Source organism: Loigolactobacillus bifermentans DSM 20003, assembly GCF_001434575.1.
GTDB classification, from domain to species: domain Bacteria; phylum Bacillota; class Bacilli; order Lactobacillales; family Lactobacillaceae; genus Loigolactobacillus; species Loigolactobacillus bifermentans.
In genome coordinates, this window is the sequence record NZ_AZDA01000046.1 from 16,515 (window position 1) to 42,197 (window position 25,683).

General features: G+C 43.9%; 21 protein-coding genes. All 21 read right to left on the minus strand.

Annotated elements, in window-relative coordinates; all coding sequences use genetic code 11:
• Positions 1-55 precede the first annotated feature (55 nt).
• The 21 genes from FC07_RS06570 to FC07_RS06670 all read right to left on the minus strand — a co-directional run bounded on the left by FC07_RS06570 (position 56) and on the right by FC07_RS06670 (position 25,664).
• A complete protein-coding gene (locus FC07_RS06570; protein ID WP_057904332.1) occupies positions 56-1,306 on the minus strand; it encodes a glutamate-5-semialdehyde dehydrogenase in 1,251 nt (416 codons plus the stop codon).
• A gap of 13 nt (positions 1,307-1,319) precedes the next feature.
• Entirely contained in the window at positions 1,320-2,147 is an 828-nt protein-coding gene (gene proB / locus FC07_RS06575) for a glutamate 5-kinase (RefSeq protein WP_057904333.1), read from the minus strand.
• 72 nt (positions 2,148-2,219) lie between these two features.
• Positions 2,220-3,074 (minus strand): prephenate dehydratase, encoded by an 855-nt coding sequence (locus FC07_RS06580; RefSeq protein ID WP_057904334.1) that lies wholly within the window; start codon positions 3,072-3,074, stop codon positions 2,220-2,222.
• 97 nt (positions 3,075-3,171) lie between these two features.
• Positions 3,172-4,254: a 3-dehydroquinate synthase gene (aroB, locus tag FC07_RS06585; RefSeq protein ID WP_057904335.1), complete on the minus strand. Its 1,083-nt coding sequence runs from the start codon at positions 4,252-4,254 to the stop codon at positions 3,172-3,174.
• Between the two features lie 2 nt (positions 4,255-4,256).
• A complete protein-coding gene (aroF, locus tag FC07_RS06590) occupies positions 4,257-5,261 on the minus strand; it encodes a 3-deoxy-7-phosphoheptulonate synthase (protein WP_057904336.1) in 1,005 nt (334 codons plus the stop codon).
• Positions 5,262-5,276: 15 nt separating this feature from the next.
• On the minus strand, positions 5,277-6,161 hold the full coding sequence (gene aroE / locus FC07_RS06595) for a shikimate dehydrogenase (protein ID WP_057904337.1): 885 nt from the start codon (positions 6,159-6,161) through the stop codon (positions 5,277-5,279).
• Positions 6,162-8,177: a transketolase gene (gene tkt, locus FC07_RS06600; protein WP_057904338.1), complete on the minus strand. Its 2,016-nt coding sequence runs from the start codon at positions 8,175-8,177 to the stop codon at positions 6,162-6,164. It abuts the gene before it with no gap.
• Between the two features lie 722 nt (positions 8,178-8,899).
• Positions 8,900-10,342 carry a Fe-S cluster assembly protein SufB gene (gene sufB / locus FC07_RS06605; protein ID WP_057904339.1) on the minus strand — a complete coding sequence of 481 codons (1,443 nt, stop codon included), beginning with the start codon at positions 10,340-10,342 and terminating at the stop codon, positions 8,900-8,902.
• 14 nt (positions 10,343-10,356) lie between these two features.
• Entirely contained in the window at positions 10,357-10,845 is a 489-nt protein-coding gene (gene sufU, locus FC07_RS06610; RefSeq protein WP_057904340.1) for a Fe-S cluster assembly sulfur transfer protein SufU, read from the minus strand.
• A complete protein-coding gene (locus tag FC07_RS06615) occupies positions 10,832-12,070 on the minus strand; it encodes a cysteine desulfurase (protein ID WP_057904341.1) in 1,239 nt (412 codons plus the stop codon). Before FC07_RS06615 ends, sufU begins: the two co-directional genes overlap by 14 nt.
• Complete coding sequence (gene sufD, locus FC07_RS06620) at positions 12,051-13,352, minus strand: Fe-S cluster assembly protein SufD (protein WP_057904342.1); 1,302 nt, start codon at positions 13,350-13,352, stop codon at positions 12,051-12,053. The genes FC07_RS06615 and sufD overlap by 20 nt, the downstream gene beginning before the upstream one ends.
• Before the next feature lie 15 nt (positions 13,353-13,367).
• Complete coding sequence (gene sufC / locus FC07_RS06625) at positions 13,368-14,162, minus strand: Fe-S cluster assembly ATPase SufC (RefSeq protein ID WP_057904343.1); 795 nt, start codon at positions 14,160-14,162, stop codon at positions 13,368-13,370.
• A gap of 414 nt (positions 14,163-14,576) precedes the next feature.
• Positions 14,577-14,801, minus strand: a complete 225-nt coding sequence (locus tag FC07_RS06630) for a hypothetical protein (RefSeq protein ID WP_057904344.1) — start codon at positions 14,799-14,801, stop codon at positions 14,577-14,579.
• Positions 14,801-15,793, minus strand: coding sequence for an N-acetylmuramoyl-L-alanine amidase (locus FC07_RS06635; RefSeq protein WP_057904345.1), 993 nt, complete (start codon positions 15,791-15,793; stop codon positions 14,801-14,803). The genes FC07_RS06630 and FC07_RS06635 overlap by 1 nt, the downstream gene beginning before the upstream one ends.
• On the minus strand, positions 15,786-16,247 hold the full coding sequence (locus tag FC07_RS15850) for a holin (protein ID WP_057904346.1): 462 nt from the start codon (positions 16,245-16,247) through the stop codon (positions 15,786-15,788). The genes FC07_RS06635 and FC07_RS15850 overlap by 8 nt, the downstream gene beginning before the upstream one ends.
• Positions 16,248-16,634, minus strand: a complete 387-nt coding sequence (locus FC07_RS06645; protein WP_057904347.1) for a hypothetical protein — start codon at positions 16,632-16,634, stop codon at positions 16,248-16,250. It abuts the gene before it with no gap.
• 12 nt (positions 16,635-16,646) lie between these two features.
• Positions 16,647-16,976: a hypothetical protein gene (locus FC07_RS06650; RefSeq protein ID WP_191981087.1), complete on the minus strand. Its 330-nt coding sequence runs from the start codon at positions 16,974-16,976 to the stop codon at positions 16,647-16,649.
• The gene (locus FC07_RS06655) at positions 16,960-17,139 is read right to left on the minus strand and encodes a hypothetical protein (protein ID WP_057904348.1); all 180 of its coding nucleotides are present in this window, start codon (positions 17,137-17,139) and stop codon (positions 16,960-16,962) included. The genes FC07_RS06650 and FC07_RS06655 overlap by 17 nt, the downstream gene beginning before the upstream one ends.
• Positions 17,120-21,505 (minus strand): phage tail spike protein, encoded by a 4,386-nt coding sequence (locus tag FC07_RS06660; protein ID WP_057904349.1) that lies wholly within the window; start codon positions 21,503-21,505, stop codon positions 17,120-17,122. The genes FC07_RS06655 and FC07_RS06660 overlap by 20 nt, the downstream gene beginning before the upstream one ends.
• Entirely contained in the window at positions 21,493-22,188 is a 696-nt protein-coding gene (locus FC07_RS06665) for a hypothetical protein (protein WP_057904350.1), read from the minus strand. The genes FC07_RS06660 and FC07_RS06665 overlap by 13 nt, the downstream gene beginning before the upstream one ends.
• Positions 22,188-25,664, minus strand: a complete 3,477-nt coding sequence (locus FC07_RS06670; protein WP_057904351.1) for a phage tail tape measure protein — start codon at positions 25,662-25,664, stop codon at positions 22,188-22,190. The genes FC07_RS06665 and FC07_RS06670 overlap by 1 nt, the downstream gene beginning before the upstream one ends.
• Positions 25,665-25,683: the final 19 nt, after the last annotated feature.

A 25,683-nucleotide genomic window follows, 5' to 3' on the forward strand; every position in this document is an offset into this window, starting at 1 on the left:
CACATAAGCTCAAAAAAACACGGCTCGTTGAAAACGAACCGCGTTAAAAATTATTTTATGATGGTCGTACTTGCCCATTTCCTTGCACAACATACTTGGTTGTCGTCAATTCATTTAACCCCATTGGCCCACGAGCATGTAATTTTTGGGTACTGATTCCAATCTCCGCACCAAAACCGAATTCAAAACCATCCGTAAAACGCGTCGATGCATTGACATACACCACTGCTGCATTGATCTGATTGGTAAAAGTTTGGGCATGCTGATAATTATTGGTGATGATGGCTTCAGAATGTTGAGTATTGTAACGATTGATATGCTGAATTGCGGCCGACAAAGATGGCACGACCTTAATCGCAAGAATCGCGTCATTATATTCTGTTGACCAATCCTCCTCAGAAGCAGATTCAATATCTGGTAAAATATTTTGTGCTTCTAAATCGCCGCGTAGTTCAACTTGTTTTTCTTTCAAGGCCTGTGCAATCTTTGGCAAATAAGCTGGTGCAACCGCCTGATGGATCACAAGTTTTTCCATTGCATTACAAACAGCAGGCCGCTGGGTTTTCGCATTAACGATCACTTGAATGGCCATTTCTAAATCACTGTCAGCATCAACATAAACATGACAGTTACCTGCTCCTGTTTCAATGACAGGCACCGTTGCAGTTGCCACAACTGTTTTGATAAAGGCCCCACTGCCACGTGGAATCAGGACATCGACGTAATCTGTTAACTGCATCAAAGCATGCGCCGTTTCATGACTGGTATCTGTGATCAGCTGAATCGCATCAGGTGTTATCCCAACTTCGGTGAGCACCTGCCGCAATAGTGCTGCCAAAACACGGTTCGTTTGCAGCGCTTCTTTCCCGCCACGTAAAATAACCGCATTTCCAGATTTGAAACACAATGCAGCTGCATCCACGGTTACATTCGGCCGTGCTTCATAAATCATGGCAATCACACCTAAAGGAACACGTCTTTGAACAATTTGTAATCCCAATTCAGTTTGCCAACCACGGACAACATCCCCAACTGGGTCTTTTAAACCAGCGACTTGAAACAGCCCTTGCGCCATCGCATCAATCCGGTTAGGTGTTAGTTTAAGACGATCTAACATCACTTGCCGGACACCGTTAGTCGTTGCTTGTGCCAAGTCAAGTTGATTTGCGGCAATAATATCAGCCTGTGCCGCTTGCAATTTCACGCCCATTTGATGTAACACTTGATTCTTGGTCTTCGTTGGTAATTGACTGAGCGCTGCAGATGCTTGCTGAGCCGCTGCACCAATCTCATTAAGTGTCGTCATTTGTAATTCCCCCTTAACCCACGCGGTGAGCCAACTGGCGTCCGGTAAACAATGTCCCAATGGTTTCTCCTGCTAAAATACGATAGATAATCTGCGGGTCTTTGCCGTTGGCCAATACCATTTGTTGTTGCTGTGCCAAAACACGTTTCGCGGCCTTTAATTTGGTCACCATCCCACCGGTGCCGTATTGGCTCCCATGACCACCGGCCGCTTTGATCAGGGTTTGGTCGATTTGATGGATCTCAGATAATAATTGTGCATTCGCAACATCATGCGGATTAGCACTGTAGAAACCGTCAATGTCCGATAAAACAATCAACAGATCCGCGTCCAATAAATTGGTAACTGTCGCTGCCAACTGGTCATTTTCACCAAACGTGGTTTGATGGCCAAACTCGGCAACCGAGATTGCATCGTTTTCATTGACGATTGGGACGATTCCTAACTGAAAAAGTCGATCAAATGTATTCAGTACATTACGATGACTTTGTGGATAATGTAGCACATCTTGCGTTAATAGCACCTGGGCCACTGTTTGATTATAGGTCCCAAACGCACGCGAATAGATGCCCATCAATTCACTTTGTCCAATTGCTGAAAGTGCTTGTAATTCCGGCGTCACCGTGGGTCGTTTCGTCAGCCTTAATTTGTTCATCCCAACCCCAACTGCACCAGAAGAAACCAGCACAACCTCTTTACCTTGGTTGCGCAGATCACTTAAAACAAGTGCTAAACGGGTAATAGCATGCAAATTCAATTGATTGTTGGCATAGATCAAACTACTCGTACCAACTTTGACGACAATCCGCTGTAATGGTAATAAATTTCGCGTTTTTCCCATTGCTTATACGCCTACTTTCAAAGTGGATGGTTCTTATTCTAACATAGATTCCGACTAATTATGAAAATTTCGTTAGAATTTAGCGGCGAATAGGCCTAAATCTAAAACCTGATAGTTATTTTTACGCAAGGTATCTAAGGTTTTTTGTAATTCGGGAATGTGCTGGCCAAGGCCCCCAACTTCAATGTAGAACGAATAGGTGCCCATTTTGCGCTTGGTTGGCCCTGACATTAATGCAATCAAATTCAAATTAGCCCGTGCAAAGTAACCTAAAATATCATACAGCAACCCTGACCGATCTGTGTTCGGGGTAATATAACATAAAAAACGGAAGGTTTCAGTGGCATCAAACTTCACAATTGGGACGCGTGCTGCCACCGCTTGTACCACGATAAACCGGGTTTCATTTTCCAAACTATCCGCTACTTGTTCTCGAATCAAAAAATCAGCCGTCTGCGGTAAATCCGATAAGTGAAACTGTGGAATAATCGCAGCATCCCCAAATTCAGCCGTTTTAAGCTTATTAAATGACAGCATATTGCTTTCCGTGATCGATAGTTCGGCCTGCGGCATTTGATGCAAAATATTTAAGCACTGGCCCTTGGTTTTAAACTGGACGTAGACCCGCTTCACCTGATCCAAGCGTTGACAGTTGGCTACTAATGCAAAATGGACTGGTACCGTTGCTGTGCCAACCACATGAAGTTGGCCTGCTTTTAAAAGCGTTAACGTGCGCTCAACATAGCCATCCAACGTATTTTCCAGCGGTAGAATCGCCAACTGCCCCTTACAATCAACTGATTGACCTACTTTACCAATATTATCGTAATATACCAACTGGTCAATTTCTGAATGCGTTTGTTGATACTGCTGTGCAGCAACATCACTAAAGGTCCCCGCTGGTCCTAAAACTGCTAAACGTGTCATTTAAAAAGCCTCCCTTAATTACTCATTTATTTAGTATAGCTTAAAAATCACCTTTTGATGCAAAAAGTGGGATAATCAGCCGATTATCCCACTTTTTTTATTTTGTAATGATAGCTTGACCACTAAAGAAAGTCTCCAATTCGTTTAGCTGAACCGGATAAATCACCGGTTCCCCGATGGCCTTTAAATAGACTAAATTTAGCTTGCCATGACGGTTTTTCTTATCATGCCGCATATTTTCATAAAATGCCTGACTGCCAATCAAATCACTCTCAGTTGGCAAACCAACTTTTTGCAAAGCAGTGGTCAATTGTTGGGTCAAACCAACTGGTGATAACTGGTATGCTTCAAATAACTTGGTTAATTGCACCATGCCAATACTGATTGCTTCACCATGGGCCAACGCACCTGCCGCCAACAATTCAATGGCATGCCCCATTGTATGACCAAAGTTTAAAATCTGGCGCAAACCGCCTTCTTGCTCATCCGCAATGACAACCTTTGCTTTAAAAGTGACACTGGCTTTGATCAACTCTGACGCATACGTCATAATCGCTGCTGGCTGATCAATTTTTTCAATAATTTGCCAAAATTCAGGTTTATCGATGGCTGCCATTTTTAAAATTTCGGCATAACCTTCAACAAGATAACGCTGTGACAAGGTTTTTAATGTTGTCGGATCAACGGCCACTAGATCTGGTTGGTAGAAAGTACCAACCAAATTCTTGCCACTTGGCAAGTCAACCGCCGTTTTACCCCCAACACTGCTATCCACTTGTGCCAGCAATGAGGTTGGTATTTGAATAAACGCCAGTCCACGCATATAAGTCGATGCCACAAAGCCTGCTAGATCACCAACAACGCCGCCACCAAGTGCAATCACACCATCTGTTCGGGTAAAGCCATCGCCAACCAGCTCATCATAAAGTGAACTCGCCACACCTAAGCTTTTTGACGCTTCACCGGCTTCAACCAAGTAAAGATGAGGTTCAAAACCGGCTGCCTTTAACGAGGTCAACACTTGATCCGCACATAAAGGGGCTACCTGACGATCGGAAATAACTGCAATTTTACGTGGTTGCCATAACGCTGCAACCTCTGTACCAATCGTATTTAATAAACCATTTGCAATTTTGATCTGATATGTTTTTGTAGGTAAAGTAACTGTTACCTCTTCCAAAATTAAGCCTCCCAAGAATCCATTAGACGACGCATTTCAAATACTTCTTTGGTCATCTTTTTGTAAGTATCTGGTTTCAATGCTTGTGGGCCATCAGAAAAAGCATGTTCTGGATCATCATGGATTTCAACGATCATGCCGGAAGCCCCTGAGGCAACACCAGCATGCGCCATTGGTGTGACTAAATCCCAAACACCAACAGCATGGCTTGGATCCACGATAACTGGGTAATGCGTCAGCTTTTGTAAAACAGGGACTGCCGCTAAATCAAACGTATTACGCGTGTACTTATTATCAAATGTCCGTACCCCACGTTCCAATAACATGATCTGATGGTTACCACCAGCAGCAATGTATTCAGAAGCATTTAATAAGTCATCAATTGAACCTGCCATGCCCCGCTTCAAAGCAACGGGTACCCGTGTTTTCCCAACAGCTTTTAACAATGAAAAGTTTTGCATATTACGTGCACCAATTTGGAAAACATCTGTGTATTTGGCAATCAAATCAACATGGTCTTCATCCATGACTTCCGTGATCACATCCATACCATTTTCATCAGCCGCTTCACGCAAGTATTTAAGCCCTGCTTCACCTAACCCTTGGAAAGAGTATGGTGAGGTCCGTGGCTTGTAAGCTCCGCCACGTAAAATGGTTGCACCACCTTCACGGGCAACTTTTGCCATCTTGCGTAAATGTGCTTCTGATTCAACTGAACATGGACCTGCCATCATGGTAAAATGCCCCTTACCGCCAATTATACTATGCGGAAGCTCAATAATGGTATCTTCTGGTTGGAATAATCGACTTCCTAAAACAGCAGCTGGTGTTTTTTCGATCACTTCGGTAACATTTGCGGCTTCTGCCGGTGTTAAATCAACATGACTTAATTCTGGAATCGCCATATGATTTTTAATGCGGATCACGGTTGCTGGTGTTGCTTCTAATCGTTTGGTTAAGGCTGTCACAATTGCTTCATCTGGATTTGCTTTTAATTGAATAATCATCTTTATCAATCTCCCTTAAATTTTAACTGTAGCGTAAAGTTTTTCATACAATGCTTTGGTAACTTGTGGCACTGGCATTTCTTCACCAGTCCACTCCTCAAATGCCAAAGCACCTTGATAAATCAACATATCTAGACCGTTATAACAAGTATGGCCCAATGCTGTTGCTTGCTGCAAAAGACGTGTCGCTTTTGGAACATAGATCAAATCACAAACAATGGCAGCTGGTGCTAACGCTTCTAGCGTTGTCAATGGTAATGGCAACTGATCTTGTGCTTGCCCCATGCCGATATTTGTCGTGTTGATCAAGTAATCACTTTGCGCCAAAATGCGTGTCATTTCAGCCTGATCGGCGTAAGGATGCACTTGAATCTCAACCTGCGTAGCATCCCCAATCTCATGACAACGCTGTACGATTTTATCAAATGTTGCATTTTGACGTTTAAATACATGGATCACTTTGGCCTGGTTTTGAGCAACCGCAGCAATCACGGCTAAACCAGCACCACCTGCCCCTAAAACGGAAACGGTTTTTGCTGTCACACTTTGTTGATGCTGGGCTAAACCCGCAATAAAGCCTGCACCATCGGTACTATCACCAATCAAGTAACCATTTCGATTGGTAACTGTGTTAACAGCGCCTAGCAATTGCGCCGTCGGTGTTAATTCGTCTAGGTAATCTATAATAGCCGTTTTAAACGGATGTGACAAATTGATACCGCCAAGATCTAATGCACGAATTGCAGCGGCGGCTTGTTCAAAATGTTCTGGGATCTCAAATGCCAAGTAAGTCGCATTGATGCCCAATGTTTTAAAGCTTAAATTATGCATCAGCGGCGACAAGCTATGCTTGGCCGGATTTGCATAAAATCCATAAAGTTGTGTGTGACCATCAATCATTTAAATTGCCTCCTGATTCAGTTGCTGCTGCGCAACGTACATTTCTAAGTATTGATCCACAATATGTTCACTGGTAAACCCATAATCGCTTAACAACTGGTCCGCTGCACCACTGGCGCCAAATTGGTTGATGCCAACACTGATGCCATCTAACCCAACATATTTGCCCCAGCCTAAAGTGCTCCCCATTTCAACAGATAAGCGTAACCGCACATTCGTTGGTAAAATTTGTTCGCGGTAAGCACGCGGTTGCCGATCAAATAAATCAAAGCTCGGTAAGGAGACCACTGATACATCATGTTGCTGTTGTGCCAGCTGACGTTGTGCTGCTAACGCCAAGGCAACTTCAGAACCCGTTGCCATTAAAATACCTTCAGGTTGATGCCCCTTTTGTGGTGATAAAACATAACCACCACGACTTAGATCCCCCTGTGCTGTGCCAGCTAAAACAGTCAGGTTTTGACGCGTTAAAACCAATACAGTTGGCCGATTGCGAATCGTCATCGCCAACTTCCAAGCCGCCACTGTTTCATTTGCATCCGCTGGTCGTAAAACCGTGATTCCTGGCATTGCGCGTAAGCTCATGAGTTGTTCAACTGGTTCATGCGTTGGCCCATCTTCACCAACTGCAATTGAATCGTGTGTGAAAACGTAAGTCACAGGTAATTTCTGAAGGGCCGCCAAACGTAATGCACCGCGCATGTAATCTGAGAAAACAAAGAATGTCCCGCCGAAAACGTGTGTTCCACCATGCAGTGCAATCCCGTTCATGGCTGCACCTTCCGCAAATTCACGTACTCCGAAACAAATGTTACGTTGATCTAAAGCATCTGCTTCAAAACTACCGGTTGTCGCAATATCTGTTTTGTTAGAAGATGCCAGATCTGCTGAGCCGCCCCATAGACTTGGATTTTGTGCTGCCAACCCCTGAATCACTTTATGACTGGTAGCCCGGCTAGCTTCTAAGTCGCCCACTTGATAAGTCGGTAACTTCAACGCCCAGTTGGCTGGTAATTGCTGATTGATCGCACTTAGCAGTTGTTCATGTAAAGCTGGCGCAACTTGTGCCAGCTTTTCACATTGCTGTTGCCAAGCTTGTTGCGCTTGTTGACCGCGTTTAGCAACAACCTGTTGAAAGCGTTGGTAAACAGCAGCTGGTACTGTAAAAGCAGGCGTCGTCCAATGCAGTGCTTTTTTAGTTGCTGCAACGCCTTCAATACCTAATGGTGCCCCATGCACTTTATTGGTGCCTTGTTGTGGTGCGCCATAACCGATCACTGTTTTTACTTCAATCAATGTTGGCGCATCCGTTTGCGCTTTGGCTTGCGTTAAAGCGGCATCAATAGCGTTGAGATCATTACCATCAGTCACTTTCAAGTAATGCCAACCATAGCTTTCAAAACGTTGTTCAGCGGAATCCGTTAACGCACGATCAGCGGCGCCATCTAACGAAACGTCGTTAGAATCGTATAGGACAATGAGTTTGCCTAATTTTAAGTGGCCAGCCAGACTAGCTGCTTCATGTGAGATGCCTTCCATCAAATCGCCATCCCCACATAAAGCATAGGTGTAATGGTCAACGACTTGCGTACGTTGGTTATAAGTTGCCCCTAAATGCGCTTCGGCCATTGCCATCCCCACCGCCATACCTAGGCCTTGGCCTAATGGACCAGTTGTTGCATCGACCCCTGGTACTTGACCATACTCTGGGTGCCCTGGTGTCCGGCTCCCTTTTTGACGAAATTGTTTTAAATCGTCCATGGCCAAGCCAAAACCGCTAAGGTGTAATAAGCTGTATAACATTGCCGAACCATGTCCCGCAGATAACACGAAACGATCACGATTGAACCAAGTTGGCTCTGCTGGGTTAATACGCAAATGCCGTGTAAACAATGTATAGGCCATTGGTGCTGCCCCTAACGGTAAACCAGGGTGCCCAGAATTTGCTTTTTGAATCATATCAATACTTAATGCCCGTACTGCATTCACACCTAATTGATCAATCTCATCCATCATCGTAATCCCTCCAGTTAATTGTGAGGTCAAAATAAAAGGGACCCCACATATCTGCTGTGGGGCCCCAAAAATAGATGTTCAGAATTGGGAAGACAAATAGTCTACTATTGGCCACACAGCTGATATTTTTATCATCTATGTGGCTAGTTTTTAATCCATGATTAAGAACTTTTGGCTCGCATAGATGCAAACGTCGTGTTTGCATCTATACTGCTGATGCAAACACTAGCTAAAGAACCAAAAGTAATAATACGCGCTATTCAATTGTAGCGTTAAATGCCGTTTCTTAATCATTATTAAAAACTCCTTAGAATTGAATGACATTAGTATAACAACCCCATTAGTAACTGTCAACGGTTTTCATAGAAAAATTTGTTTTTTCAATAAAAAACTTCAATCAATATTGAGCAACTTAAAATTTCAGTTAACAAATATCAGGACTGGGCGTATAATGGGTAATTGGAGTAATGTACATTAAGCTTTTAGCTATTGCTTAAGATAGCAACCATTTTTGAGGGGGTAAGCTTACGCTAAACTTTATTGAAGCCGCAATCATCACTTGTGGATTGTTGCTAATGTTGTTCCGTGATGACCATCATCTTAACGATGAAGCTTAATTCTGAAATTTGACGAGAACTGCCAGCTGGCAGTTCTTTTTTTATACAAAAAAATTCGTTGAACAAAATTGCTCAACGAACTTTTTAAACGTTATCAACTGATCACTACCCAACAGTACCTTCCATTTCGTAACTGATCAGTCGATTTAACTCAACAGCGTACTCCATTGGTAACTCTTTGGTAAATGGTTCAACGAAGCCCATGATGATCATTTCAGTGGCTTTTGCCTCTGAAATCCCGCGGCTCATCAAATAATACAATTGTTCTTCTGAGATCTTCGATACTTTGGCTTCATGTTCCATTGAAACATTGCCGTTTAAAATCTCATTATACGGAATTGTATCTGAACTAGATTGTTCGTCCATAATGATCGTATCACATTCAACGTGGGCCTTTGACCCGTCAGAATGGCGGCCAAAACGAACTGTCCCACGGTAGTCAACGGCCCCACCATCTTTAGAGATGGATTTTGAAACAATCGAAGAAGATGTATTTTTAGCATTATGAATCATCCGAGCACCAGCATCTTGATCAATGTTCTTACCGGCAACGGCAATTGATAACATCGTCCCAGTTGCACCTTCACCATCCAAATAAACACTTGGATACTTCATCGTGACTTTAGACCCTAAGTTACCATCGACCCATTCCATCGTAGCATTTTCCATGGCGCGCGCCCGTTTGGTTTCCAAACTATAAACGTTATTGGACCAGTTTTGAATGGTTGTATAACGCATATAAGCATCCTTTTCGGCAAATACTTCTACAACGGCAGCATGTAAACTGTCAGAAGAATAGTTTGGTGCGGTACAGCCTTCAACATATTGAACACTAGCGCCTTCATCGACAATAATCAAGGTCCGTTCAAACTGACCTGAGTTTTCTGAATTCAAACGGAAGTAAGATTGGATTGGAACATCCAGCTTAACCCCTTTTGGAATGTAGATAAATGAGCCACCAGACCAAACAGCCCCATTTAAGGCCGAGAACTTGTTGTCCGCTGGTTTAACTAATTTGCCAAACCACTTTTTAAACAGTTCTGGGTATTCGCGTAAGGCAGAATCAGTATCTGTAAAGATGATCCCCAACTTTTGGAAATCATCCTTCATGTTATGATAAACCACTTCTGATTCGTACTGTGCAGAAGAACCCGCCAAATACTTCCGTTCAGCTTCAGGAACCCCTAAACGGTCAAAGGTTGTTTTGATTTCTTCTGGTACATCTTCCCAGTCACGGTACTTTTCATCCGTTGCTTTTTGATAATAGCGCATATTCTTTAAATCTAAATCTGATAAATCTGGGCCATAAGGTGGCATTGGCATTTTTTTGTAGATTTCGTAACTTTTAAGCCGATAATCTAACATCCATTGTGGTTCACCTTTAGCGGCAGAAATCTCGCGTACAATCTCTTCAGTTAAGCCACGGCCAGTTGAGAAAACGGGTTTGACATCATCATGGAAGCCAAAATCGTAATCATCACTGAGGCCAAGGTCCTTAACGGAGGTTGCGGCTGCTTCGTTATTTTTGGTGTTTTCTGTTTCAGGCATGGCAATTCCCCCTTTTATTTGTCGTCCGTTGCTTGATGGTTTGTAATTTGACCAGCAACGCCGGTGCCGTCCGCACTGGTCAACGCTTTATTCAACGCTTTCCAGGCTAAAGTTGAGCACTTGATCCGTGCTGGAAACTTTGCAACACCTGCTAAAATTGCTGCATCTTCTAAGCTAGATGTATCGAGGTCAGGATCATCACCGATTACCATTTTTGAAAAGACTTGCACCATATCTTCCGCCTGTTCAGGGGTTTTCCCCATCACTGCGTCTGTCATCATGCTAGCAGACGCTTGACTAATGGTACAGCCGTCACCAGAAAATGCAATATCAGCAATCTTGCCATCCTTCACTTCGATTTCCAATTGAAGTACATCGCCACAAGTTGGGTTCCGTAATTCAATTTCATTCGTTGCACCCGTTAAATGACCATGATGATGCGGCGTTGCAGAATGATCCAAGATTACTTGACGGTATAAATTATCTAATTTAGATAGTGCCATCTTTAAAGAACTCCTTCGTTGCTAAAACTGCATTCACTAAACGATCAGCATCAGCCTTCGTATTGTAGAAATAGAAGCTAGCCCGTGCTGCCGCTGGAATACCCAAATACTTCATCAATGGTTGGGCACAATGGTGACCTGCACGCACGGCAACCCCTTCCATGTCCAAACCAGTTGCAAGATCATGTGGGTGTAAACCATCTAAGTTAAACGCAATCACCCCTGTATGTTCAGCAGGATCCTGTGGTCCATAAATAGTCAATCCATCAATCGCCTGTAATTTAGGTAAGACATAGGACACAATTTCATGAGAGTGTGCTTGAATTTGATCCATGCCGATCTCATTTAAATAATCCACAGCAGCACCTAAAGCAATGGCACCCGAAATATCAGGTGTACCTGCTTCGAACTTCCATGGCAGGTCCGTCCATGAACTATCAAATAAATTGACAAAATCGATCATTTCACCGCCAAATTCGATTGGTGGCATTTCAAGTAATAAGGCTTCCTTGGCATATAAAACACCGATCCCAGTCGGACCTAACATTTTATGACCAGAGAAAGCTAAGAAATCACAATCAAGGTCTTGCACGTCAACCTTAATGTTTGGCACAGATTGTGCCCCATCAACGACCATGATTGCGCCTTGTGCATGCGCCAATTTGGCTAATTCTTTCACAGGGTTGATCACACCCATCACGTTAGCCGCTTGGGCAATCGCAACAATCTTGGTTTTAGACGTAATTTGTTGCTTCGCATCAGCCATATCAAGCGTGCCTTGATCAGTCAGCTTAATATATTTTAACGTTGCACCCTTACGCAAGGCTAACTGTTGCCAAGGCACGAGATTACTGTGATGTTCCATATAAGAAATCACAATCTCATCGCCGGCCTGAATAACCTTTTCACCATAACTTGCGGCGATCCAATTAAGGCCAGTTGTTGCCCCACGCGTAAACAAGACTTCTTTTGTAGAAGCAGCATTGATGAAAGCGCGTACCTTTTCACGTGCAGCTTCAAAATGCTCAGTTGCACGCTCTGCCAAGGTGTGTACACCACGATGAACGTTGGCATTATCATGGTAGTAATAATTTTCTAAAGCTTGAACCACTTGCCGAGGCTTTTGTGTCGTAGCAGCATTGTCTAAATAAACCAAAGGTTCATCGTTTACAATTTCGTTTAAAATGGGAAAGTCTTCCCGAATGTTATTCAGATCTTTGACCATTTTCAAGCTTCCTTTCGATTGTCGCTGTCAATTGGTCGCGAATTGCTTTAGCAGGAATTTCTGTAATAACACTGCCAAGGAACCCACGAATAACCAAGCGTTCAGCAACCTTCTTTGAAATCCCACGGCTCATCAAATAGTACATCTGCTCTTCATCCACACGACCAACACTGGCAGCGTGTCCCGCAGTAACATCATTTTCATCGATCAACAAAATCGGATCTGCATTTCCACGCGCATGCGTTGATAACATCAAGACACGGTTTTCTTGTTGCGAATCTGAGCCACGGGCGCCTTTGACAATATGACCGATCCCATTAAAGGTTAAGGCTGACGTCTCTAAGATAACACCATGCTGTAAAATATGGCCAATCGTATGTTCACCATAGTTCGTGACACGCGTGTTAACGCCTTGTTGTTGATCCTCCGTGCTAACTGCAACGACTTTCACTTCGGAATGACTGCCTTTACCACGCAGATCTGTATTAAAATCACCGACAACATCGCCATCATTCATGAATCCAATCGCCCAGTCAACGCGTGCATCTTGGCCCAAAGTCGCTTGACGGCTAAAGTAAGCCTTGGTTTGGCCAGCTAATGCATCAACAGCCGAGAAACGAACCCGTGCATTATCACCAGCAACAACTTCTACCACAACATTGGCCACGTTGGTTTCAGTACCAACTGTATGCCAGTTTTCAAGGTAAGCCACCTCACTGTTGGCTTCCGCAACGATCAAAACATGATGAACCATAGTTTGTACTTGCGTACTATCTTGTAAGTAATGCGCCGTTAAAGCTTCCTTAACCTGAACATTAGCAGGTACATAAAGGAAGGCACCACCATTTAAAAAGGCTGTATGTAAAGCAGTTAAGCGATTTGCATCTGGTTTAACAGCTTGTTGCATAAAGTACTTTTGAACTAAGTCAGGATGCTCTTTTAATGCCGTCCACAAATCTGTGAAAATCACACCTTGTGCGGCTAATTCTGGGCTTAAACTTGCCTTAAATGTAGTCGCACCGGCCTGAATCAACGTATTATCTGCTTGTTGATCAATTCCTGCTTGTGCGGCTAAATCCGGTGTAGCAGGTGTGGTACTAGGTGCAACTAAGTTTTCTAAACCCCAACGACGATAATCAATTTTTTCATAACGTGGTAAGGGCAAAGTTGCACTTTTTTGCAACATATTTTGACGCAGCTCTTGGAACCACTTTGGTTCTTCATGAGCGGCAGAGAAGGCTTCAATAGCCGGCCACTGCTTTGTTTCGACTTCTGTTGCCATGCTGTTGCCCCCTTCCTAAAGTTCGTCCGTTAATTTAACATCAATACCAAGGTCATCACGAACACCAGCATAACCTTCAGCTTCAAGCTTTTCAGCTAATTCTGGGCCGCCTGTTTCAACGATCTTACCACCCATCATGACATGAACCGTATCAGGTACAATATAGTTTAACAAACGTTGATAATGGGTAATGATCAAGGAACCAAAGTCAGCACCACGCATTGAGTTAACCCCACGTGAAACGACCTTCAAAGCATCAATATCCAAGCCAGAATCAATTTCATCTAAAATGGCAAATTTAGGCTTGATCATTAATAATTGTAAAATTTCGTTCCGTTTCTTTTCACCACCGGAAAAGCCTTCGTTTAAGTAACGTTCAGACATTTCATCAGTCATGTCTAAGATCTTTTGTTTTTCATCTAATAATTTCATAAATTCCATAACCGGAATCTGATCGTCTGGATCGCGACGCGCATTAATGGCAGCACGCAAAAACTCGATATTGGTCACACCTGCAATTTCAGCTGGGTATTGCATTGCTAAAAATAGACCGGCACGTGCGCGTTCATCAACAGGCTTTTCAACAATACTCTCACCGTCTAATAAAATATCACCAGAGGTGACTTTGTATGCGCTGTTACCCATGATTGCTTGAGATAAGGTTGACTTACCAGTACCATTTGGGCCCATGATGGCATGAATTTCGCCAGTTTTCATGGTTAAGTTGACCCCTTTAAGAATTTCTTTGGCTGTTCCTTTATCTTCGTCGACAACAGAAACGTGTAAGTCTTTGACTTCTAACTTTGCCATTGTATAATCTCCTCCAATCCGATCAGCATTTTGATATGCTCCGGAATTTTCTTCACAACGTCATTTTAGACTAATTGAGAATGTTTTTCAACAGCTTAGAATACTCTCATAAAACTCGTTTTAGAAAAGATTCATGGTAATGGCTAAACCGCTTACTACACGATAGCAAAAAGCACGCTCAATAAAATTAAAATGAGACAAATTTAATTTTACACCAAAAAACTGCTAACGTCGATTGCGACGCTAGCAGTTTTTACAAATTATTTCACTGGTAATTTTTAATATTTTAACGCGGGCGTTTATAGCAACATTTCCGCCCTTTTTCCGCCCCAATTTACAACTGTCAAAATGACCGGGCTAGGATCTATAATTGAATACTTTTAATTGCTTAGCCTGGCCGATGCCAGGCTTTATTTATTGCCAGGATTCAATCACGATTGAATCATTATGCTTATGATGTAAATCATCCGTATAGGCATCCTGGTAGAACCTCAATTTAAATGCCAAATTTTCGACTGGATTGTAGATTTCTTCATATTTAGGGTGATTAGGATTTGAGATCATAATCGTAACCCCTTTGCCCTTTATTTTGGCATTTTTAATAAAATCTAGCAACTGTGCTTTACGTGTTTCTTCCATTAAAATTCACCCCATAAATCATTTGCACTGCCAGTTGGATGAACAGGCAAGTAAATGTCATCGTTACTATATGATTTGTAATGCACCCAGCAGTAGCCATCCCGATTGATATAACCATCATAATAAACCGTGCAATTTGGTGGTAAGTTACCTGCCTTTTCGCCGCTTAATGATGGCGAATAACGGGCTTGAATTTCCTTATTGCCATTTGTAAAATGCCAATTTTCTGCCGTCAAACCCGTACTTGGTCCTGGGTTTGGTGCAGTCGTGATTACGCCGTGCTGCGGTTTAGCTGGATTGCTGACCACATTGCTATTGCTATCTAAGCTAGAAGTCCCCGTCACTACATCGTGCGCAAAGACTGCTTGTGACACGCCTTGGCTATTTAAATAATCAACCGGGTCCTGGTGATTGCCCCAAAAATTATCCGAAATAAACTTGTGGGTTACAATACCACCTTCAACCTGGTTGAATTGCAGTGGAATACCAAACTTAACCGCCATATCATGTGCTAGTTTCACATAAGCCGCATAGTCAGCTTTGAACTGCTCATAGGTGCTGGCATAACCTAATTCAATTTGAACCGGACTGTTATTATTAGCGTACTCACCAGCACCCCAGGCAACGTAGCCTGGTTCGCCACCTTGATAGACCTTACCCCAATCACCAACTACGTATTGCGTATAGGTTTGTGAGGTTGACCAATTATTCTTGAAAAAACTAGCATTATCCGCTGCACCCGATGGCACGCCCACATAGTGCATTATAATAAATCGGTTAATTGCCTTAACACTAGAACCTTCACCGGCACCCAATGCATAGGTTTTGTCAATCGTATAGGCCTTAGCTGGTGACGCCGTAAGGTCAGCAAGACGTTTAACAGTCGCCGATGTCGCTTGTTGCACCGTCGGCATTGACTGCGTACTCAAAACAGTTGGCCCAATTAAAAAGGCGGCCGCTAATGCGACTGCCCCATTCTTTGCTTTACTCATTTTTTGCCTCCGTTTCTGTTGGCGTAACGCCTGTTGTACCAATTGTGCTAACTGCTGTGGCTGATACTGATAGTAACTTAGCTTGCAGCGACTCAATCTGTTCTTGCGCATCACTCACGGCTTTAAGTGCCGATTCGGTTTGCGAAGCTTTTGCCTTGAGATCCTTATTCGTTGCTAGCTTTTCAGCCACAATTGTTTTTAATCCCTTAATGCCATCAAAGGCACCACAGCTAGCGCCACCGCTAAAAGCCCCTACCACCGCACAGGCTACGTAATTGCTATCATCCGTTAGTGCTGTTGCAATGAGGCCACCAACAGCACCTAAAATCACTGCCAAAAACGGGATTGCTGCCGATGGAATCGGTGTGGCCTTTTTAAGCAATTGTGAAATCACACTTACAGCAACTGCAATAATGAACAGTTCCGCCTCACTGGCTAGACTATTAATTTCCATTTAATCATCTCCATTCCTAATAGGTAACGCACAGACCATGGCATAAAGCCGTTCGCCTGTGCCATTGCCGCCTAAATCGCGATAACTGCGAAACAAATAGCCAAGGTCATCTAAATCAGCTGTGCTGATATAGCCCTTGGCTAAATGCATGTTGCAAATTGTATATAGCTCATGGTGCAGCATCGCCACAATTCCAGCCTGTTGCAGTTCCAATTGTCTGTTGTGGACAATGTCGTTGTCTTCGAGGTGATCAAGCCGTTTGTTGCGTGCTGCTTGATCACGGGCAATACGTTTTGTGAGTGATGACCATACTTTTAAGATTCCGGCGACAATGCCGCCGCCCGTTAAGGCTGTGATAACGCTATTGAGTTCTAAAAATCCGTGCACGTCATCGCCTTCCTATTCCGTTTTTTCGGCTTCTGGGGTTACACCATTGGTCCCATCACCTGGTTCTGCTGCCGGTTCCGTTGATTCTGTAGTCTCATTTGACGCATCTTTATCATCTGACACTGCCATTTTGTCTTGCACATCGTAAACCGCATCGTTAAATGCAGCTAAATCCTGACGTACTTCCTTTTTATTAGTATCATACAATTCTTGATTGATTGTTGATGCTGTAATTGTGCTGTGACCATTATCATTCCCGATTTTGGCAGTGAAACTCATCGCCAAAGCATCTCCAACATAAGACTGACCTGATAAGCTAATTGATTTAGTTGTTTTTAACATTTTTATCATCCTTTCCTGCTTGTAATTCTTTGATTTTATTTTGCAAGGCTTCATTGGTTACCTGTAAATTGGCAATCAATTGGTCCTTACGTGCCATTTCAACCGCATGATTACTTGCCATTTTGTTAATTAAAGTCTGCGCATTAATTTGTACTTGTTCCATTGATTATTGCCTCCAATTTTTTGAGTCGTTCTTCATGGTCATTCAAAATTACATTGTGGTACATGGAAATGCGATCGTATGCCAGGTTGTCGACTTCGCCATCGCGATAAGTCACAACCTCATTCAGACCTGCAGCGTCAAAATCATCGGCAATGAAGCCATAGTGCTTTTCAATTCTCACATCCGCTGCTGGTGTGGTGCCATTCGTCAATGATTTGGCTAGACTTTCCATTTCTGTTTTGTCGTACCACTCCGCTGGTTTAATCTTTAAAATACGTTTTGCCTTGTTGATCACGCCTGTTGCGGCCGTGTCGGCTACTTTATACTTACGAGCGGACGTTAAACGCCCCAAAGTGCCGTAACTAGTCACAACAACATGGTCCCCACTTGAATACGTCCGGAAATAAATGTCACGAGATCCAACTCGCTTGCCGGTATCATCCGTGGTAATGAAGAACGTACTAGGACCGCCGCCAGCGAACGATGTTAGGGCAATTGTGTCGCCCATTAAAGCTGCATCAGTGCCACCATTTGCAATTGCATTTAGTTCACTGCCAGTGACGTTAGCACCAATCAACAGCTGCGGAAAGACTGGCAAACCATAATCCTGTTTCGTACTAGTACCAGCTTGTAAACTAATCGCTTTTGGGTTTTCAATTTCCGTTAAATCATTACGGATCGTCATCCCTGCGCCCGCAATAGCATTACCTGGCACCGTAACACCTTTATACTTGCTGGTACCTAACACCAAATCATCCTTGGCAATAACAAACATGCCGGTTTCTTTGATGTAATTACTGTTAAAACTGATTGACCCATAAGTCGGGTCCTGACCGTTCATCCAAGCATTATCAACCAGGTATAAGGCACCATTTGCAAAATGAATACCGTTATTGCCTGTGTCTCGTACGTCCATTGTGCCATTATCAACACTAATGTTGAGCAATCCATTGATCGATTTGATTGCACCTTTTGTAAATAGGATCTCACCACTGTTTAAATCAATCATCAGATTAGCACCATTGATCGTACCAGTTGTAATGTTACTGGCATTAAGGTTAATCACATCAATCACATTGGCATCAATCGAACCAGCTGTTAATTTGCTGGCGGATAAATTTGCAATGGCTGAATCCTGAATAGCTGCATATTCGATGTAGGTGTCACCCGTAATCCAGATTTGTTGTCCTGATAATACTAGGCCGGCTAGGCTAACATCTATCATGCTTTTAACATCGTCAGATTGAACTGACAGACTCAACTCATTTTGAAGTTGTAAAAACTGAGATTGTGTTGCCTGCTCCGATGGATTTGGCGCCCAAAAACGTGGTCCACTAGTGCCGAGGGTTACCGAAGCTGTCGAAACGGTGAACGTGGCGCCAACTGGGAAATTATCCAATCGCCACTGCATTGTTAATGATTTCGTCTTGTCAGTCTCGGACCCCAAGACAAATGTGTACGTGTACCAATTCCAACCTTTTTTAATTGGCACTGAAGTTACCCCTGATAGCTGCCACGTTTGATAACCATCACCAGTTTGTGGTATAAACGTGCCCCCATCAGAACTTGCAGTTATTGCAAAACCGAGTGTCACCTGTTGTCCAAGTGCATCGCGCTGTAATGTATATTTGCCACACCCCTGGTTTGCATTACCAGTCCCAGTGACCGTTAGCGAATTAGCTGTACCCAGTAGTAAATTACCTCTAACGACATTATTAACCGAAGTTATTGTTGATGTCAGTTGATTATTTAACAACGTTAATTGTTCCTGTGTAACACCGTCACTTACTGTCGCCTGTATCCCAGCTATATCTAGTTGTAATCTAGAAATCTCATCCTCACTATTGATTGCAATAGCTTCAATATTATCTGCTTTCTGCGATAATGCGGTAAGAGCAGCATTATTGTTATAGCGTCCTGGCACATATACACCTACATCTTGATCAATAACTATCATTGGTCGAGATATGTTTAAATCGGAGTGGACGCCTTTTACCCACCCGTATAGGCGTACGTATAGCATGCCATCTGGCACAGTTGTTGATACCTTGTACGTTTGCCATTGATTGTTCGTACTACCACTATAAAAATTTAAAATTCCGTCACCATATTTACTGATGTCAGCGGACAAATCAAAGTTTTGAGTATTTGATGTGTTTGCATATTGAAACTGAACTCTTGCACTATTATCAGTGCCATCTGTTGGTACCCAGTATCTAATAGCATCGATTGACACAGATACTTTCCGCCCTGGGGTAACAGGAATCCAGCCACTAATAAACTCAACAGTCGGTTTATCTTTAATATTAGTATCGGACGTGGCCGGACTTCCCATATTTAAAATTCTGCTACCGTCGTGAGAGCCATCTTGTCTGACCATTCTGATTCCACCATTAAATAGCCAAAATTTCCAACCACTAAAGTCCGGGTCCCATTCACTATTGTTTAACTGATTGACCTGTCCCATTGCATTAACTTGAGCATTCAGTTTGCTAACTGTATTTGTTATAGAATCAGCTAAAATATCCGTTTGTGCTTGTACATACTCTTCTGTAACAAAACCACTTGTAGCAGCCGTTAACTCCGACTTAGTCACCATTGTTTGAACTTTGTCCGCCTGAATCTTCATCTGACCTGACAGTGAATCAACGCTTTTGTTGAGCTTATCCGTTATGGTGCTGTCGGCCTTCAGCGCCAATTGATCATTAGCCAAGTCTAACCCAGCGGCTGTTTGAGTGACCGTGTTTTTCAAATCATCCACGATCTGTTGGCTGGCCAGGGTTGACATGGTGCCTTTAACGTCATCTATATCCGTTTTGATTTGGGTATAGTTTTCGGTTAGATCCTCAGCCTGATTCAAGGCGGTCAAGGCATTTGCGGCGGCTTCAGTCATACCCTCTTTAACGTTGTCCATGGCATCACTAACACTGGCCAACGTTGCTGTCATATCGCCAAAGTTGGCTGCATTGGCTTCTGCTTGGGCCATAGCAGCTTCAATTTGGGCTTTTAAATCTGGTATTTGGGCAGCCTTTTCATCGACTTCTTTGCGGATTTCTTCGCCGGTTAAATCATCAACCGCCTTTGTCCACTTGCCACCTTCATACTTGTACATGGTGATTTTGCTGCCTTCTTGGTCATACCAGACATCGCCTTCAGTTCCAGTATCAGCATCGGTAGGCGCCTTATCACTCCAGGTATTGGCATTTTTACCGTTCGCCGCCACGGCTTTCACGTTACGATCAATACTGGTTACCTGGCTTTGTAGCCTGGTAATGGTGTGGTTCACATCTGGGCTGGGCTTGGTGGTGGAGTCAAAGGTCACCGTTAAGTATTCCTGCTGCACAGGTGACCAGGTAAATGCTGTTAATTCAGCTTTGACTTCTTCCCGGTCCTTGCTATGGATAAACGTCGCTGTATCACCAGGATAAACCCGGTTAAACTGACCTTTATCGCGATATTCTTCAGTGTTTTCCAGCAAAATCACATTTAATTTGTAAGTGGTAGCCGGTTTATCCAGGTTGTTCGTTTCAAAATCAGCTTTGGCGGCTTTGCGTAGCAAGTCATATGCTTCTTCTAATGGCACTGCATTCTCATCATCTGAAGCCGTATTTTCATCAATGGCCTTCACATCCGAATACTGAACAACCGCAATTCGTGGCTTGCGATAATTACCGATCAGCGGACTATCCACGTACTTTTCAGGTAGCAGCAGGCCATTATACCCTTCTGGCATAATGCGCGTGACCACGTTGGCCGTGGCAGTTTGGGCCGAATACCCGGTTAAATTTTTACCATCTCGGAAAATAACACCACGATCACTGCCAATTTTATCGGCAACATTAAACTCAAAATTATCCCATTCAAATTCGCCGCCCCAACGGCTAACGAACGTATTGTCATCAGTGCCAATTAAGGCGGCCAGCGCTGACATACGCACCATTCTAGCCGTGGCTACGTTAGCCAGGTTTGAGGCTACTTTAAATCCTGATTCATATTGTGTTCGCTCCAAAATCTGTTTCAGCGCATCGCTACCGGTCTTGTCCACCACATTGGTATCTTCTACAAAATTCTGCATCAGGTCCCAGAATACGTGATAGGCATGCACTGTGAGCATTCCCATTGACTTCGTCACGGTATCAATCCGAAAAGCCTGGTCGTGATTATGAATGCTAGGTGTTGGCACGGTTATAAGCCGTTCTTCTGTTAATTCAAACCCATAAGGGCTAAATAACGGATAATCAAATTGCAATTCAAACTTTGCGTTTAATTGCCAAGTCACTGTATCATTTGAAACATCCTGCAGCACGTGACCGTTGTGCGTAAAATCCGTTACATCACTGTTGTAAAGTTGAATCAAAGCGTCCAACACCACCTTTCGTCAATCTCGATTTTGGTTGTTCCTGCTGCAAATTGAATCGTGTTTTTACCAGGTACCAACGTGGGGAAAGCACCTGTCATTTTATTATCCAAATTGGTTGCGCCTTTGTAACAAGTCTGTAGTCGACTATCGATCGTGACACTGCCATCTACGGCATCAACGCCTACAACATCCCCATTTATGACTAGCTCACAATGATCACTGCCATACAGTGTGATCAACGGTTCAGCGGTTTGCCCACCAGGGTTAACCAAAGTGGTTGCTGCTGAAATGGTTACGACTGGCGTATTTTGATACTGAAATGGGTCAACAACTGCTGTAATGTTAAATGTTGCCACGGCTTCAGTGCTGTCCGGGGTGACATCGGACACATCAGCATTTTTAACCAATAAATAAAAATCTGGATCATTAGAAAAAGCGATTCGTTGGGCCGCCTGAATCAAGGCCCCAACTTGTCGCTTTTTGACTTGCAAATTGTTCAAATCATAATAGGTCATCGGTATGGTGATCGTGACATCCTTCCAGCCCAACTTACGGCTAAGCGATCCGTGCACGCGACCTGGTACCGCTGTATAACTGACATCCCGCTGGGCGCTTGGTAAATTAGGCATCTTGACGGTGTAAACTTCCAACGCCGTTAAGGATTGTCCATCGATTAACGTATCAATCATTACCAAGGCCTCTTTCCATAACTAAAGTTTGATGATGCATCGCTTTGCTGTAGATAATCCGACATGTAAGGCCCAGCAATCTGGGCAAACGTGCGGCCATCAATTTGCAGTGTGATCGGTTGTCCGCCGTTCATTGATGCTGCAATTCCTTGGCCAATTGCGCCTAAGGTTTCAGCGTTTAACGGTAAGGCTGCTTCTGGTCCGGCTTCACCGGCACCTTTCAAGCCACCACCATCGGCCCCAAAAATTGTGGGTTGGGTGAAAATCCCACCTTTGGCATACCAACTAACACTTAAGTGCGGTACGCGCGGTGGTTTTAAGCTAAAGGATCCAGACAAATTAAAATGCGGTAATGGTGGCATGCTAATGCGTGGCAATGCCAAATGCATGCCGCTAAAGAATCCTTTAATGGCACTGACAATGCCAGAAATCGTGCTTTTTGCGGCCTGAACTGGGTTAATCATCGCTGATTTAATGCCGTTCCAAACCGATGAGGTGACAGACTTCACAGCATTCCAGGCACTTGATACCACTGATTTAATCCCGTTAACAACACTTGAAATGGTCGATTTAATGCTATTCCAAACGGAACTGGCTGTCCCTTTTACACCATTAAAAACAGAACTGGTGACAGACTTAACGCCGTTCCAGGCACTTGATACCACCGATTTAACGGCATTAACCACTGAACTAATCGTGGATTTGATGCCGTTCCAAACGGAACTGGCCACCGACTTCACGCCGTTAAAAACGGATGAAGTGGTTGATTTCACCTTGTTCCAGGCTGATGTAACGGCCGACTTAATCCCATTAACCACATTGCTGATTACCGTTTTAATGCCATTCCAGACGGAACTGGCTGTGGATTTAATGCCATTCCAAACTGATGTTACAACTGACTTAATCCCATTCCAAATTTGGGTAAAGAATTGGCCTAACGGGGTAAAAATCGTTTTGGCCAACGTAATAACTGAAGTCCAGGCATTCTGCAGCCAGGTTTTAATGCCGGTCCAAACATTGGTGATCGTGTCTTTAATGGCATTGAAAGCATTGCTGAACGTTTGTTTGACAGTTTCCCAGAATGGGCCTAACCATTCTTTAAACGAATTCCAAAGATTTTTAAACCAATCTACAATCTCGCCCCAGTGCTTAATCACTTCAACAATCGCAACGATGGCCGCTATAACTGCTGCGATTGCAATTGCAATTGGACCTAATGCAATGCTCAAACCACCTGCGGCCGCACCAGCTTCACCGGCACCAGCACCAAACAATCCTATCACACCAACGACTGCTGTTATAACCGGTGCGAGAGCACCAATTACAGCAACAACAGCGCCAAAAGCAGCTACCACTGCTTTAACCGGCCCTGGCATATTTGCAAAAGCCTTAACCACATTGGTAACCGTCTCAATCACTGGCGTCATGCTTCCTAATAGATCCACAAAAGAAGACTTCAGTTCATTGAGCGCACCTTTCAGCTTTTCAGATGGATTGTGCTTGCTCATATTGTCCAGGCCGCCGGTAACCTTATCGGTCGACCCTGCTGCTTCCAGTAATGAAGTAGATGCTTTGTTCCCTAAATCTTCAAACTGTGTGCCCAACGCTGACAACGCGGACTTTTGTTCAGCCGGCGTCATATTTTTAAGGTCCTTTGCAATGGCCTTGGTGACATCCCCTGATGTGGCTTTGCCTTTACGCAAGTCCTTCACCATTTGTTGCGTGTGTTTACTGAATTGGCCGAAATAAGTTTTGACTGGTGTTGAACCATCGGTCATTTTCAGGCCTAATTCCTTGACGGCATCGGCAGCTTTATCGGTGTTAAAGGCCCCATCTTTTGCGCCTGCTGTGATAATACGCATCATTTGTTGCGCACTAAAGCCGGCATCTTTAAATTGCGGTGAATATTCGTGTACGGTGTCCAAAAAGTCATCACTGGCATTGGCACCATTCTGAAAACCGGTGGCGATCATATCCATGGCCTTTTCACCGCTAATCCCAAAGGCCTTGTTCATTTGCGCTGCAGCTTGAATGTTTTCGTTATAATCCGTACCTGTCCGCTGGGATAATGTGGTGATTTTGTCCGTTAAACTGGCTAAATCCGTGTTATTAAGGTCACCAAAAGCTGTCCGAACGTTGGAAACTGCATCAACAGCTTCATCAACTGACTCAACTACCCCTTGATTCATGACCTGCTTGACAACGCCCATCATTTCCTGGGCTTCCTGGGCAGTCCCACCCATAGACGCCTGCATTTTGGTCTGGCCATTGGCGTAATCCATGGCTGCGGAAACAACCGAACTGCCCATTTCCTTGGCCTTATCGCCAACACCTGACAATGCATCCCCGGCCTGCATTAAATTACCAGCATCCAGCTTCTGACCTAGCTGTTCCATGTCGGTACCGGCATTTTTGCTTTCGTTCCCTAACGACGACAACTTATTTTCAAGATCAGTAACGGCTGTTTTGGCATTATTCAGCTTGGTAGCCATCTGCATAGCTTCGCTTGAATTTTGGCCATAGGCCGCTTTGGTCTGCTGCAGTTGGCGTTCCAAGTTAGCGACCACTTGCTTAGCCAAGTTAAGCTGTGACGATAATTGCTTCTGGCTGGCCTCAGTACGCTGTGCTTCGGTGGCGTTGGCAGCTAGCTGCGTGTTTTCCAGCTTGATTGCTGACGCCAGTTCCTTTTGCTGGGCCTGTAGACGACTACCTTCTGTCTGTAAATTACTTAAGTCACTTTTGGCCGAATCGCTTTCGTTACCTAATGCTGCTAAGCCTGATTCCAAGTTGGCTACTGCTGATTTGGCATTGTTAAGCTTGGTGGCCATTTGCGTGGCTTCATTTGAGTTTTCACCATAAGCCGCCTTGGTCTGTTGCAACTGTTGTTCCAGGTTGGCTACTACTTGCTTAGCCAGCTTAAGTTGCTCAGCCAATTGCTTCTGACTGGTTTCTGTTTTTTGTGCTGCCGTTGCATTGGCACCTAACTGCGTGTTTTCCAGCTTGATTGCCGACGCCAATTCTTTCTGCTTGGCTTGCAATTGGTCGCCTTCATTTTCAAGCCCTGCCAGTTTTTCTTTGGCCGCAGTAGCCGATTTACCGCTATCACTTAATTGATCGTTCACTTTTTCCAGCTGACTGCCTAAACTAGCTTCGGCCCGCTGCGCATCGGCCACTCGACCTTGCATTTTGGTTAATTCAGCCGTTGACGCATTGCCAGAATTTTGCATGTCCTTAAATTCACTGACCAATAACTGGGTCCGCTTTTGGGCCGCTGCAAATTGTGTTTCCAGTTTCTTCTGGGCTGCCACCAACTTATCAGTGGCACTGGCATCATCACCCATGGCCGCAATTTGGGCCCGATATTCCTTAGACGCCGTGTTCATAATGCTGTTCAGTTCTTTAACCGTTTTGGCCATTTCAACGGCGCCGTCCGACTTAAAGCGCAGTACAACGTCGGCTTCTTTTTCACTTGCCATCTGTCATCCCCCTTTCTCA

Bases quoted from the DNA above. Each gene is read 5' to 3' on its own strand.
- FC07_RS06615 (WP_057904341.1), bottom strand. From the start codon at position 12,070: ATGGTCAAAGATCTGAATAACATTCGGGAAGACTTTCCCATTTTAAAC.
- FC07_RS06635 (WP_057904345.1), bottom strand. From the start codon at position 15,793: ATGAGTAAAGCAAAGAATGGGGCAGTCGCATTAGCGGCCGCCTTTTTA.
- FC07_RS06655 (WP_057904348.1), bottom strand. From the start codon at position 17,139: ATGGAACAAGTACAAATTAATGCGCAGACTTTAATTAACAAAATGGCA.
- FC07_RS06670 (WP_057904351.1), bottom strand. From the start codon at position 25,664: ATGGCAAGTGAAAAAGAAGCCGACGTTGTACTGCGCTTTAAGTCGGAC.
- FC07_RS06650 (WP_191981087.1), bottom strand. From the start codon at position 16,976: ATGTTAAAAACAACTAAATCAATTAGCTTATCAGGTCAGTCTTATGTT.
- FC07_RS06570 (WP_057904332.1), bottom strand. From the start codon at position 1,306: ATGACGACACTTAATGAGATTGGTGCAGCGGCTCAGCAAGCATCTGCA.
- aroF (WP_057904336.1), bottom strand. From the start codon at position 5,261: ATGATTATTCAATTAAAAGCAAATCCAGATGAAGCAATTGTGACAGCC.
- sufB (WP_057904339.1), bottom strand. From the start codon at position 10,342: ATGCCTGAAACAGAAAACACCAAAAATAACGAAGCAGCCGCAACCTCC.
- FC07_RS06665 (WP_057904350.1), bottom strand. From the start codon at position 22,188: ATGATTGATACGTTAATCGATGGACAATCCTTAACGGCGTTGGAAGTT.
- sufU (WP_057904340.1), bottom strand. From the start codon at position 10,845: ATGGCACTATCTAAATTAGATAATTTATACCGTCAAGTAATCTTGGAT.
- tkt (WP_057904338.1), bottom strand. From the start codon at position 8,177: ATGATGGATGAGATTGATCAATTAGGTGTGAATGCAGTACGGGCATTA.
- sufD (WP_057904342.1), bottom strand. From the start codon at position 13,352: ATGGCAACAGAAGTCGAAACAAAGCAGTGGCCGGCTATTGAAGCCTTC.
- FC07_RS06580 (WP_057904334.1), bottom strand. From the start codon at position 3,074: ATGACACGTTTAGCAGTTTTAGGACCAGCGGGGACCTTTAGTGATGTT.
- sufC (WP_057904343.1), bottom strand. From the start codon at position 14,162: ATGGCAAAGTTAGAAGTCAAAGACTTACACGTTTCTGTTGTCGACGAA.
- FC07_RS15850 (WP_057904346.1), bottom strand. From the start codon at position 16,247: ATGGAAATTAATAGTCTAGCCAGTGAGGCGGAACTGTTCATTATTGCA.
- proB (WP_057904333.1), bottom strand. From the start codon at position 2,147: ATGGGAAAAACGCGAAATTTATTACCATTACAGCGGATTGTCGTCAAA.
- FC07_RS06630 (WP_057904344.1), bottom strand. From the start codon at position 14,801: ATGGAAGAAACACGTAAAGCACAGTTGCTAGATTTTATTAAAAATGCC.
- aroE (WP_057904337.1), bottom strand. From the start codon at position 6,161: ATGATTGATGGTCACACACAACTTTATGGATTTTATGCAAATCCGGCC.